The 12,283-nt window shown below is 46.6% G+C and carries 13 protein-coding genes; 7 read left to right on the forward strand and 6 right to left on the reverse strand.

The features are described from left to right. Positions 1–33: 33 nt before the first annotated feature. The gene (locus H3V12_RS02235; protein WP_198212484.1) at positions 34–822 is read right to left on the reverse strand and encodes a TSUP family transporter; all 789 of its coding nucleotides are present in this window, start codon (positions 820–822) and stop codon (positions 34–36) included. Between the two features lie 159 nt (positions 823–981). Here H3V12_RS02235 and H3V12_RS02240 point away from each other — a divergent pair, with 159 nt between their 5' ends. Genes H3V12_RS02240 through cobM form a run of 3 tightly spaced genes read left to right on the forward strand, consistent with a single transcriptional unit; the run spans position 982 to position 2,584 of the window. Beyond that, complete coding sequence (locus tag H3V12_RS02240; RefSeq protein ID WP_075870528.1) at positions 982–1,419, forward strand: TerB family tellurite resistance protein; 438 nt, start codon at positions 982–984, stop codon at positions 1,417–1,419. A gap of 14 nt (positions 1,420–1,433) precedes the next feature. Next, positions 1,434–1,820: a cobalamin biosynthesis protein gene (locus tag H3V12_RS02245; RefSeq protein ID WP_198212487.1), complete on the forward strand. Its 387-nt coding sequence runs from the start codon at positions 1,434–1,436 to the stop codon at positions 1,818–1,820. Next, on the forward strand, positions 1,817–2,584 hold the full coding sequence (gene cobM, locus H3V12_RS02250) for a precorrin-4 C(11)-methyltransferase (protein ID WP_198212488.1): 768 nt from the start codon (positions 1,817–1,819) through the stop codon (positions 2,582–2,584). The genes H3V12_RS02245 and cobM overlap by 4 nt, the downstream gene beginning before the upstream one ends. Here cobM and H3V12_RS02255 read toward each other — a convergent pair. Together H3V12_RS02255 and H3V12_RS02260 are read right to left on the reverse strand one after the other, a co-directional pair. Then, entirely contained in the window at positions 2,517–3,296 is a 780-nt protein-coding gene (locus H3V12_RS02255) for a cobalt-precorrin-6A reductase (protein WP_198212491.1), read from the reverse strand. The genes cobM and H3V12_RS02255 overlap by 68 nt on opposite strands. After that, positions 3,283–4,386 carry a cobalt-precorrin-5B (C(1))-methyltransferase gene (locus H3V12_RS02260; RefSeq protein WP_198212493.1) on the reverse strand — a complete coding sequence of 368 codons (1,104 nt, stop codon included), beginning with the start codon at positions 4,384–4,386 and terminating at the stop codon, positions 3,283–3,285. The genes H3V12_RS02255 and H3V12_RS02260 overlap by 14 nt, the downstream gene beginning before the upstream one ends. Positions 4,387–4,503: 117 nt before the next feature. On the opposite strand from H3V12_RS02260, the gene cobA reads away from it, so the two are divergent. The 4 genes from cobA (at position 4,504) to cbiB (ending at position 9,052) form a co-directional block, all read left to right on the forward strand. Next, positions 4,504–5,313, forward strand: coding sequence for a uroporphyrinogen-III C-methyltransferase (gene cobA, locus H3V12_RS02265; protein ID WP_198212495.1), 810 nt, complete (start codon positions 4,504–4,506; stop codon positions 5,311–5,313). Beyond that, positions 5,310–6,608: a cobyrinate a,c-diamide synthase gene (locus H3V12_RS02270; RefSeq protein ID WP_198212497.1), complete on the forward strand. Its 1,299-nt coding sequence runs from the start codon at positions 5,310–5,312 to the stop codon at positions 6,606–6,608. Before cobA ends, H3V12_RS02270 begins: the two co-directional genes overlap by 4 nt. 237 nt (positions 6,609–6,845) lie before the next feature. After that, positions 6,846–8,069: an MFS transporter gene (locus H3V12_RS02275; RefSeq protein WP_198212499.1), complete on the forward strand. Its 1,224-nt coding sequence runs from the start codon at positions 6,846–6,848 to the stop codon at positions 8,067–8,069. Positions 8,070–8,074: 5 nt separating this feature from the next. Continuing rightward, complete coding sequence (gene cbiB / locus H3V12_RS02280) at positions 8,075–9,052, forward strand: adenosylcobinamide-phosphate synthase CbiB (protein ID WP_198212501.1); 978 nt, start codon at positions 8,075–8,077, stop codon at positions 9,050–9,052. Here the strand turns inward: cbiB and H3V12_RS02285 are convergent. The 3 genes from H3V12_RS02285 to H3V12_RS02295 form a co-directional block, all read right to left on the reverse strand. Further along, on the reverse strand, positions 9,011–10,468 hold the full coding sequence (locus H3V12_RS02285; RefSeq protein ID WP_198212503.1) for an MFS transporter: 1,458 nt from the start codon (positions 10,466–10,468) through the stop codon (positions 9,011–9,013). The two genes, cbiB and H3V12_RS02285, sit on opposite strands and share 42 nt — an antisense overlap. A gap of 159 nt (positions 10,469–10,627) precedes the next feature. Next, complete coding sequence (locus H3V12_RS02290) at positions 10,628–11,839, reverse strand: NADP-dependent isocitrate dehydrogenase (RefSeq protein WP_077973559.1); 1,212 nt, start codon at positions 11,837–11,839, stop codon at positions 10,628–10,630. An 80-nt stretch (positions 11,840–11,919) separates the two neighbouring features. After that, positions 11,920–12,270, reverse strand: coding sequence for a DMT family protein (locus H3V12_RS02295; protein WP_075870536.1), 351 nt, complete (start codon positions 12,268–12,270; stop codon positions 11,920–11,922). Between the last annotated feature and the right edge of the window lie 13 nt (positions 12,271–12,283).

Consider the following 12,283-nt stretch of genomic DNA (forward strand, 5'->3'; position numbering starts at 1 on the left):
ATGATAGTATTTTGAGTGACGGGCTTTTATCACTCAAAGGTTCAGCCATTGCCGCAACGGATTGTCATGGGCTTGTAAGAGTTTATAGGCAAGAATAACGCATACAATGACCAATAGCGGTTTTATGAGCTTGGCACCGGTTTTCATGGCAACGCGGGCCCCCATTTGCGCACCGATGAATTGGGCAATTCCCATAGCAATGCCGATTTTTACATTGATCGAGCCCATGACAGCAAAGGTTAAAAAACCGCCGAGATTGGATGAAAAGTTCAACAGTTTCGTATGGGCTGTCGCTTTGAGAATTCCAAATCCCGAGAGCGAAACAAAGGCCAGCATATAGAAAGATCCGGCACCCGGACCGAATATGCCGTCGTAAAAGCCGACAAGTGGCGCCATAGTCAGCGAAAAGATGATTGGTCTCATCCGCTCCTGTTTATCGATGTCGTTGAGGTTCGGCTTTAACGCGAAATAACAGGCTACAACAATGAGCAGAACGGGCAGAAATGCTTGAAATAATTTGACGGGAATAAGGGTTGCAACCAATGCGCCGATAATGCTTCCGATAAAGGCCATGGCGGCCTGAAGGATTTGTTTCCTTATATTGACTTGACCACCACGGGCATAGGCCACCATTGCAGAAAATGACCCGAAAAGACCCTGCAACTTGTTTGTACCCAATGTTTCGACTGGCGGAAGGCCTGAAAGCATCAGGGCAGGGATGGTGATAAGGCCACCGCCACCGGCAATCGAATCTATAAAACCGGCAAGCAAACCGGCAAAAATCAAAATCAGAACAGTCGGGTCAACAAGGAATTCCAGCATTGGCGAATATTACCTGAAAAGAATAGAATAAGGAATAATAGAATAATTTAGATAAAGAAACGTCAAACGTTGCATTCATGCACTTGTGTTTTTTGTGCAATATTGGCAAGCTCTACTTTTAGTTCAGCTCTTCTAACGTGGCAAGAAGCGGAGTTTCGCATGTTTGACAGCATCGCAAATTATTTTTCCCGTCATAATTCGGTTCGTAAAGTGGCCGAAAATCCGGCAACAGCGGCCGAGCTTCTCTTGCTCATCCATTTAGGCTTTGCCGACGGCAAACATACACCAAGCGAAACAGCCGCTTTTTCAAAAATTGCCGAACAACAATTTGGCGTATCTCCCGATGCTTTGCCGGATGTCATCAAATATCTTTATGATTATGGCTATGAAACCACAACCGGTCAGGCTGCGGCTCTCTTTGGTGAATTGGCACCGGATCGGCGTATTGCGCTTATCGAAAATTTGATGACAATTGCTGCTGCCGATAATCATGTCGATGCTGATGAAGTTGCGCTCATTCATCGGATAGCAGCCATCCTCGGTGTCCCTTCACAAGAGGTGGAGCGGATTTATAACACCGTCAAAGAACGCGCTTGAAGGCAAAACCGGATATGGTTAACAGAAGCTCTATGCCGGTTTTTGTGGGCATAGGCATTTCATCATTTGCCACAATGGGTGACATGGAAGAAGCTCTCGAAACTCTCGAAAAATGGAATATTGTGGCTTTGTCAACTCTTGACGGTAAACAATCCAATCGTCTTATTTTAAGCGCTTTGAAACGTCTTGCTGTTCCTCTCGTTACATTTTCATCGGAAGAGTTGGAGACAATGACTTGCTTTCTGAAGAACCCTTCCGATATTGTTTTTCAACATACGGGCTGCCATGGCGTTGCAGAAGCCGCCGCTTTGGCTGCTTCAGGTAAAGGTGGTATTTTGCTCGTTGAAAAGACAAAAATCGGTGGTCTTACCATTGCTGTGGCAGGACGGAAGGAAGAATGACAGTATATTTTATTGGCGCAGGTCCGGGGGCATATGATCTCATTACACTGCGCGGGCTCAATCTCATAAAACGTTGTCCGGTCTGCCTTTATGCCGGCTCGCTTCTTTCGGAAGAATTGATTGCCGAAATTCCTTATAAAGCACGGCGCGTCAATACCGGTCATCTTGATCTTGATGCTATCGTCGAAGAGTTTGTCAAAGCGGAAAAAGAGGGGAAGGATGTTGCAAGGCTTCATTCCGGCGACCCTTCTATCTATAGTGCAATAGCCGAACAGATGGCAGCGCTCGACAAGCTTGCGATCAATTACGAGGTGGTACCTGGGGTTGCTTCCTACGCGGCGGCAGCGGCAGCCATGAAGCAGGAATTGACACTTCCAAAGCTAAACCAATCGGTCATTTTGACACGGACATCGGTCAATTCTTCACCAATGCCGGAACTCGAGACATTGTCAAATCTCGGACAAGCAAAAGCGACAATGGCAATCCATCTTTCGGCAAAAAATATTGCTGCAATCCAGAAAGAATTATTGCCGATTTACGGGTCCGATTGCCCCGTCATTGTTGCCTATCACGTAAGCTGGCCGGACGAAAAAATCATTTCAGGCACGCTTGCTAATATTCATGAAAAGATAGCGCAAGAAAAAATAGAAAAAACCGCGATCATCTTTGTCGGGAAAGCACTGCGGCCGGAAAAGCTTAGCCGTTCGTCTCTTTATGCTTTTCCGCACGGTCCGCTTGGCAAAATGTCCGCACCACGTCGATAACATCTTTTTCCGTGTTCAATGTGACGACATCGGGCAGGGGCCTTCTGGTAATCATAATCACCGGAAGGCCGAGTTTGCGAGCAGCCTCCAACTTGGGAAAAGAGGCGGTACCGCCGGAATTTCTGCACACGAGACAATCAAAATGATGTTTGACGAGAAAGTCATGTTCATCTTTTTCATTTTCCGGTTTACCAAGCACAATTTCTATATTGGCTTCGGAAACAAAATTTTCCGGCTTCTCGACCATACGCGCGACAAATGAAACATCTTTGCGCACCAGAAATTCATTGACGTGCTGGCGCCCTATCGCAAGGAAGCAGCGGCTATTTAAAGGAATAGCAGCGATGGCTTCCGCAATATTATTCACCGTCAGCCACTTGTCTTCTTTCGCCGCTTGCCAGAGCGGACGCTCGAACCGGATATAGTCGATTTTTTCCGAGCGCGCTGCCCGCCAGGCATGATCGGTCATGGTTTCAGCGAAAGGATGGGTTGCGTCAACAATAAGCCCTATATTTTCCTTTTTGATTGTATTGATAAGCCCGTCAATGCCGCCAAACCCGCCAATGCGGTATCGCCCCGCGGGAATTTTCGGATGCGATGTGCGGCCAGCGAGAGACGAAAGAACAGGATAGTCCTTTTCGGCAAATTTTTCTGCGAGAGCATAGGCTTCGCTGGTGCCACCCAATAATAAAACTGTCCTACCTTCTCGCAAGAATATTTCCCTTCCTGTCGGTCACAATGATTTCGACCGATACCGGCGCATCCCTTAATGTTTCTTCAGCAATATGTTTTGCCTGAAGCGCAATAGGGGTAGCAATATCAATTCCTTCTTTTGTAGCAATATCAAGCACTTCTTTCGCAGTGTTCGCATTTTCGATGAAGTTCTTGAAAGATTGGTTTAAGCCTGCATTCTTTGCAACATTCCACAAATATGTCTTGTCGACTTGGGAGCGGGAAGAATGAAGGTCCATTTCGCCTTGCGCGAGTTTTGTGAGTTTTGCAAAACCGCCTGCAATTGTCAGTTTATCAATCGGGTGGTGCCGCAAATATTTCAACACGGCACCGACAAAGTCCCCCATATCCAATATGGCATAGTCGGGAAGGTGATAGATTGCCTGTGCCGCATCTTCCGAAGTTGCGCCGGTTGCACCAAGAACATGGCTTGCCCCTTCTGCACGAGCGACATCAATACCGCTATGAATAGAATGAATCCATGCCGAGCATGAGAACGGGTGAACAATACCGGTTGTACCGAGAATCGAAATGCCGCCCAGAATGCCAAGGCGCGGATTCCATGTTTTGAGCGCGATATTTTCTCCATCCGGTACCGAAATTGTAATGACGAGATCTTGCGGAAAAGAATATTTGTCACAAATTTCCTTGCAAACCTCGCTCATCATCCGGCGCGGAACGGGGTTGATGGCCGCTTCTCCGACATCAAGTGGCAAACCCGGTCTTGTAACAGTTCCAACACCTTTTCCGGCTTTGAATATAATTCCGCTATTTGGAGGGGCTGGGGTGACAGTTGCGATAATCGTCGCCTTGTCTGTTACATCGGGATCATCACCTGCATCTTTGATAATTCCCGCTGTCGCCTGATTTTCTCCAAGACTTTTGAGCGTAAGCGCAAATTGCGGCATTTGCCCCCTTGGCAATCTTATCTCCACGGGATCGGGAAAAGCACCGGTAATGAGAGCAGTAAGCGCTGCCTTGGTTGCAGCGGTAGCGCAGGCGCCTGTTGTCCAGCCCAAGCGAAGGGGACCTTCCGGTTTGCGTTTCAATGTGCTTTGCAAGTCTGCCATTTTGACAATATTTCTTGAAAATTAAACGTTTACAGTGGTTGGAAACTGCACAATAGATAACACATATAATGCATTGATTCTTGATTTCTATAGATTTTACCATCAAAAGGACCCGAAATGACGGCAGATTTGCCATTCAAATTGCCACAGTTCATTGCCGGGCATGTGTGGTTGGTGGGCGCGGGGCCAGGTGACCCCGGACTTCTCACACTCCATTGTGTCAATGCACTTAAACAGGCAGACCACATCCTTTATGATGCGCTGGTCGATCATTCGTGCCTCAAGCTTGCAAAACAAGGCGCAATTTTAGAATTTGCCGGTAAACGCGGTGGCAAACCCTCGCTTAAACAGCAGGAAATCACCGACCGCATGATTTGCCTTGCCAGAGAAGGCAAACGGGTTTTGCGTTTGAAAGGCGGCGATCCTTTTGTTTTCGGGCGTGGTGGTGAAGAAGCGCTTGCCTTGATAGAGGCGCATATTCCCTTTCGCGTTTTTCCCGGAATAACAGCAGGAATAGCAGGGCCTGCCTATGCAGGTGTTCCGGTAACGCATCGTTCGGTCAATCATAGTGTATTGTTTTTAACCGGTCATGATGCTGACGGAACAGTGCCGAAGTCTTTTGACTGGAAAGCAATTTCCCGCGCTGCGCCGGTTCTCGTGTTTTATATGGCGATGAAACACATTGATGAAATTGCCGATGACCTTATCAAAGGGGGTCGCAAGAATGACGAACCGGTCATGTTCATCACCCATGCGACCACCTCCAATCAGCGGATTTATAAAACCGAACTCGGCCATATAAAACAAACAATCAAAGAGCATAATATCGAACCACCGACAATTGTTGTCGTTGGTAAAGTTGTTTCGCTTGCTGGTAAACTCTCGCCGGAAATTGTTAGAGACGAATTGGATAACAGATCATTATGAATGGCTTTATGGTGAGCGCTGCCAATTCGGGAGCCGGTAAAACTGTTATCACTCTGGCATTGATGCGAGCCCTGAAAGAAATGGGGTTAGCCGTTGCTCCCCGAAAAGCGGGGCCCGACTTTATTGATCCGGCATTTCATAAAGCGGCAACAGGCGAGGATAGTTACAATCTCGATTGTTGGGCAATGCGCGACGCGCTCATAAGAAATATCAATTTTACCGACACTTCGGAGCAGAAGTTTTTTGTTGTCGAAGGCATGATGGGGCTTTATGATGGCGCCATTAACGGCAAGGGGTCGTCTGCCGAACTTGCCCGTTTGTTGGATTTGCCGGTATTTTTTGTCGTTGATGTGACAAGCCAATCACATTCGGTAGCAGCACTTGTCAAAGGTTTTGCTGAATTTATGCCGGGATTGCGTTTTGCCGGAATTATACTGAATAAAATTGGAAGTCCTCGACACGAAGCCATGCTTCGCGCAGCCTTGCGACCGCTTGATATTCCGGTGGTTGGCGCTGTCTACAGAAACAACGCGCTGACACTCCCCTCACGTCATTTGGGACTTGTTCAGGCTTCCGAACGAACCGACCTTTATGGTTTTATCGGAAAAGCGGCAGAAATCATAAAGGAAAGCGTTGATCTTGATGAGATGATCGCATTATCGACTTCAAATCGTGTGAATGTTGCTAGTGCGACGATTGATTATATCCCGCCACTTGGACAACGCATTGCGGTGAGCCGTGATGATGCTTTCCGCTTTTCTTATCCACACCTGCTTGATGGCTGGAGAAAAGCCGGTGCCGAAATCACATTCTTTTCGCCTTTGGCGAATGAAGTGCCGGATAAGGATTGTGATAGTGTTTATTTATGTGGTGGTTATCCGGAACTTTTTGCCGGAAAACTGGCTACAGCCGACAAATTCAAAAAAACGATGATTGATATAGCAAAAGCCGGAAAAACCGTTTATGGCGAATGCGGTGGTTATATGACTTTGGCGGAAACATTGGAAGATAGCGAAGGGATTAAACACCCGATGCTTGGTTTGTTGCCTCTCAATACCAGCTTCAAACAGAAGAAACTGCATTTAGGCTATCGCCGATTGGTTCCGGAAGGAGAGTTTTTCGGAAAAAACCGCTTTCGGGGCCATGAATTCCATTATGCCTCCATTATAGATGAAAAAGTCGATAAACCACTTTTTAAAGCCTATGATGCACTTGACAATTCTGTAGGTACAAGCGGAATGAGAATAAACAATGTTGCCGGCTCTTTTATTCATTTGATAGATATTGAAGGTTGAAAAAATATCCTACACGCGTAAAGAAAATGCGGCGTAACTGTTTGATGTGTTTTCGAGTAAATTTACTAAAAACTCTGTCATTGCGACTTTTTATCAGAAGATGAGGAGAGGCGATGATGCTGGAAACAAACTGCCGTGAACACATTGAATTTGGAAGATATTTTCTTGCACCAATGTGATGTGAAATGGCAAACCGGATATTTGAAACAATCGCATTAAGGGATTCGTCCGTTAATTATGAAATATGAAATTGATAAGCTCAATGTTGCTTCCGCAGTTAACGCAAGAACACGCCGTATCAGCATACTTGCTCTTGCTGTCGGTGCCTTTGCAATTGGTACATCAGAATTTGTTTCAATGGGGTTGCAACCGGAAATGGCCAAAAGTTCGGGTGTCGATATACCGACTGCGGGTCAGTATATTTCAGCCTATGCGATGGGGGTTGTTGTCGGTGCACCGGTTCTGGCTGTAGCAACTGCAAAATTTCCACGGAAATATGTTCTGATTGCTTTGATGCTGTTTTATGCCTTTGCCAATATTGCCAGTGCCTGTGTGACGAGCTTTCACGCGCTGGTCGGCTTGCGATTTATGAGCGGTTTGCCGCATGGCATCTATTTCGGTGTTGCCTCTATTGCCGCTTCTTCCATGGTGGAGATGAAAAATCGTCCCAAGGCGATCGGGGCGGTGATGCTGGGGTTGACAATTGCGACAGTTGTCGGCGCACCTTTTGCAACCTGGCTTGGTCAGCAACTTGGATGGCAAATGGCTTTTGTGCTGGTTGGTAGCATCGGTGCTCTTTGTGCAATTTTGGTGTTTTTCTTTCTACCCAGTTTGCCGACCGCATTGGGGACAAGTCCCCTTACCGAGCTTAGCGCTTTAAAAGAAAAGCAGGTCTGGTTCATGTTGGCAATGGTAGCGATTGGCACAGCCGGCCTCTTTGCTGTCTTCAGCTACATCAAATCGACTTTGACTGTCGTTTCCGGTGTTTCAATTGCCTGGGTACCATTTATCATGCCGCTTATCGGTCTTGGCATGGTAACAGGCAACATTTTCGGACCAAAAATAGCGGTAAAAATTGGTCCGATGAAGATGATATTTTATGCAATGCTGTGGAGCACAATTACATTCTTTCTGTTTTTCTTCCTCTGTCATTCTGGTATCACGGCTGCCATCGGCTGTTTTCTCATCGGTACATCATTTGCCAGTATGCCGTCAGTTCAGGCACGCGTGATGGATGTCGCAGCCAATGCCCAGACACTTGCAGGAGCACTGATGCAATCGGCCTATAATGTCGCCAATGCTTTGGGTGCTGAATCGGGTGCAGAAATCTTGCGGCTAGGTTTCGGTTATCAGGATACGGCGATTTTGGGCGGATGCCTTACCTTTTGCGGCGTGTTGATCTTTGCAGCGTCGTGGTACGTCGATAAGCGTGATCAGGCCAAAGCATCAAAACAGGTGTGATACCGGTGGGGCGTCTTTGTTTTGTCCTTTTATTGGCGCTCCTGATTGATCGGTCAATCGGCGATCCCGATTGGATATGGCGTAAAGTTCCTCATCCGGTAGCGGCATTCGGGGCAGGGATAAAGTGGTTTGAAACGCGATTTAACAGAAAGTCGATGTCTCCCCGCCGCAGGAAATGGTTCGGCATTATTGCCATTCTTATCCTATTGCTGGCAAGCTTTGTTGTTGGCCTTTTTATTCATAAGCTTCTGCTAGGATTAGGGGGTGCTGGAGTAATCATTGAAGCGCTGGTAGCCTCCATCTTCATTGCGCAAAAAAGCCTTGTCGATCACGTTGGTAAAGTGGAACAAGCATTTAAACAAGGTTCGCTTGCCGAAGCGAGAAGCGCCGTTTCACTCATTGTCGGGCGGGAAACAAAAAATCTCGATGAAAGTGCAATTTGCCGTGCAGCTATCGAAAGCCTCGCCGAAAATAGCTCTGATGGCGTTGTGGCACCTGTATTCTGGTTTCTTATCCTCGGTCTTCCCGGCCTTTTTTGTTACAAATTGGTGAACACTGCCGACTCGATGATCGGTTATGAAAATGAGCGCTTCAAGGATTTCGGCTGGGCTTCGGCACGACTTGACGATGTTGTCAATTTTATACCGGCAAGAGTGACAGCGTTTATCGTTATCCTGACATCCGGACTTTTTATCAATTGGAAAGCTGCAGCAAAAGCACTCGAAGTGGTGAAAAAAGATGCGAGGCACCATCATTCGCCCAATGCCGGTTTTCCCGAATGCGCCTTTGCAGGCGCCCTTGATGTCAAGCTTTTGGGACCGAGAATCTATTCAGGCAAAGCCGTTGATGAACCTTTCCAGAATGATAGCGGGACAATGGCCGGTCCCGCCGATATTTATCGTGCTATCCGGCTCTTCAAGCGTTTGATGGATGTGTTATTTTTAATTATTCTGGTGCTGTTTCTGATCGTTTTGGTTGTTTGAATGTTTTCCATCGGGACGGTTGAACATATCGCGCGAAATAATAAAGGCGAGCGGTACAGCAAGTAGCAATATAATAATCAGAAAGATAAACAGCACTTTGGAAGCCGCAATCATACCGCTGACACCACCCGGATCAAATAATCCGGCAAGATTGGTAATGCTTCCGGCGAGTGCTGCGCTTAAAGCCGTTGAAAACAATTGGATTGTTGTGAGAGATGCACTGGCACGCGTGGCGTCTTTATCGGAAGCACATTGTAATACGCGGGTAAGCAAATGCGGCCACGATGTTCCAGCCCCGACACCGATCAGGAAAAGGGCAATACAAATCGAAATCAGAAATCCCGATGATTGCATTTCGGAGGGGATGAAATAAAACAAAGTTGCCATTCCAAGCATATCAATCACGGGCGCGAGAATGATGATTTTGCGCACAATTTTCGGAGAGGCTCCGGCACTTGGCAATGAACCACAAGTCCAGCCGATGCTCATAAGCGCGGCAATATAGCCTGCAACAAGTGGTCCACGCCCGTGAAGTTCCTGAAGAAACAGGGGAAGATAAAGCTCCGCACCGTTTACGGCGACCGAAATAATAACCATCAGGCCGTAAAGCGGCAGGAATATCGATTGAATAGAAAATGAACCTTCGGGAAGCATTTTGTTTTCAGAATGATTATCGATAGTCCCAAGAACTAAAAGCAGGATAGCACCGATAATAATACCGGCAATTTTAATGTTGTTGTCGGCAACCGCACTGCTTGCGGAAATGGCAAGAACCATAACGGTCAAAACAGCAAGTTGGATAACAGGAAGCCGTTCCGAAGCATTCTTAAGTTTTGCCGAGGCAGGCAAAACTTTAAGTGCAACGCCGGAAAATAAAAGTGCCAGAATACCAACTGTCCAGAATGAAGCGCGCCAAGTGCTGTATTCGGCAAAAATGCCGCCAATGGCGGGGCCAAGTAATGTTGAAATGCCCCACATGCCGGAAATGAGCCCCATGGCACGTGGCCATAAGGCAGGGTCGAATACAATTCTGACCATGGAATAGGACAGTGACAACAAAAATCCGCCGCCGAAACCTTGAATGAGCCGACCAAACAGGAATGCCGCCATAGTCGGAGCGACACTACAGATAAGGGTGCCAAAGGCAAAGAGGAGTGCCGAAAGAACGTAAGCTGTTTTCGGTCCGAAACGGGCTAGCAATTTTGCTGCGAGCGACGCACCGATAAGCGATGCTGTTACAAAAATTGTTGCTGCCCACGAATAATATTGTTCACCGTGAATATCGGCAACAAGGGAAGGGAGAATAGTGACAACAATATAGACATTGACCGCATGCAGAGCAACCCCGCCTGCAAGTGTTACAGAGCGGACACCATTTCTACCTGAAAGAAGTGTTGACCAGCCTTGTTCATTCATTGTTATCCCTATGTTTTTATTAGAATCAGTGTCGGCCTTCTAAATAACCTCATAAGACCATGGAGCCAAGGAACGAAACTTTGATCAGCAATTTTTGTTCCCGCCAAAAGAAAAAGCCCCGTTTGAAACGGGGCTTTCGGCTTTTCAAATTTGAAACGTTCAAGCAAGTGCTTTGGCAAGATTTTCCGCAATCTTGTCAAGGAAACCGGTTGTTGAAAGCCACTTCTGGTTCGGTCCGATGAGAAGGGCAAGATCCTTGGTCATGAAACCGGATTCAACCGTGTCGACACATACTTTTTCAAGTGTATCGGCAAAGTGCTTCAACTGGTCATTGTTGTCGAGCTTTGCACGGTGAGCCAAACCGCGAGTCCAAGCGAAGATCGAAGCAATCGAGTTGGTCGATGTTTCTTCGCCGCGCTGGTACTGGCGATAGTGGCGGGTTACTGTTCCATGTGCTGCCTCGGCTTCAACCGTTTTGCCATCCGGCGTCATAAGAACCGATGTCATGAGCCCCAAAGAGCCGAAACCTTGAGCCACTGTGTCGGATTGGACATCACCGTCATAATTCTTACATGCCCAGACATATCCTCCGGACCATTTAAGTGACGAGGCCACCATATCATCAATCAGACGATGCTCGTAAGTGAGATGGTATTTATCAAATTCAGACTTGAATTCTTTATCGAAAACTTCCTGAAAGATATCTTTGAAACGGCCATCATAGGCCTTCAAAATGGTATTTTTTGTCGACAGATAGACCGGAACTTTGCGTTGCAAACCATAATTGAACGACGCACGGGCAAAATCGCGAATTGATGCGTCAAGGTTATACATGGCTAATGCAACACCGGCACCGGGTGCATCATAAACATCATGCTCGATAACTGTTCCGTCTTCACCGACAAATTTAATTGTCAGTTTGCCTTTGCCGGGAAATTTGAAATCTGTTGCTTTATATTGGTCACCAAAAGCATGACGGCCGATAATGATCGGTTTTGTCCAGTGTGGGACAAGTCGAGGAACATTTTTACAAATAATTGGTTCACGGAAGATAACGCCACCAAGAATGTTACGAATTGTACCATTCGGTGACTTCCACATTTTTTTCAGATTGAATTCTTTGACGCGTGCTTCATCCGGCGTGATTGTCGCGCATTTAACGCCAACGCCATATTTCTTGATAGCATTTGCAGCGTCGGTTGTTACCTGATCGTTGGTCGCATCACGATTTTCTATCGAAAGATCATAATATTTCAGATCTACATCGAGATAGGGATGGATCAATTTTTCCTTGATATATTGCCAAATAATGCGTGTCATCTCATCGCCGTCGAGTTCGACGACCGGATTTGCGACCTTGATCTTTGCCATTAGATATTCCTCTTCCGTAGTTTTAATATTTTTGCCGTTATAACATTGGCAGTCGTAAACTGGAAAGCCCTAAACCGTGATTATAACGGACCTTTGAAGATGAAGTAGGCTCCGCTAACGATAAGAGCAAAGCCGACAAAGTGATTAACAGTGAGTTTTTCACCAAGATAAAGGATAGAAAAACCGGAAAATATCAGAAGCGTGATCACTTCCTGAATCGTTTTAAGCTGCGCGGCGCTATATACAGTATGTCCCAAGCGGTTTGCGGGAACAGCAAGGCAATATTCAAAAAATGCAATTCCCCAACTTACGATGATGACGAGCATTAATGGCTTGTTGGTGAATTTCAGATGCCCGTACCAGGCAAAGGTCATGAAAATGTTCGATAACAACAATAAGCCGATTGGCACGATATAGGGTAAAATCTGCATTTTGATAAACCGG

This window comes from Bartonella sp. W8167, assembly GCF_016100335.1.
Lineage (GTDB): Bacteria > Pseudomonadota > Alphaproteobacteria > Rhizobiales > Rhizobiaceae > Bartonella > Bartonella apis.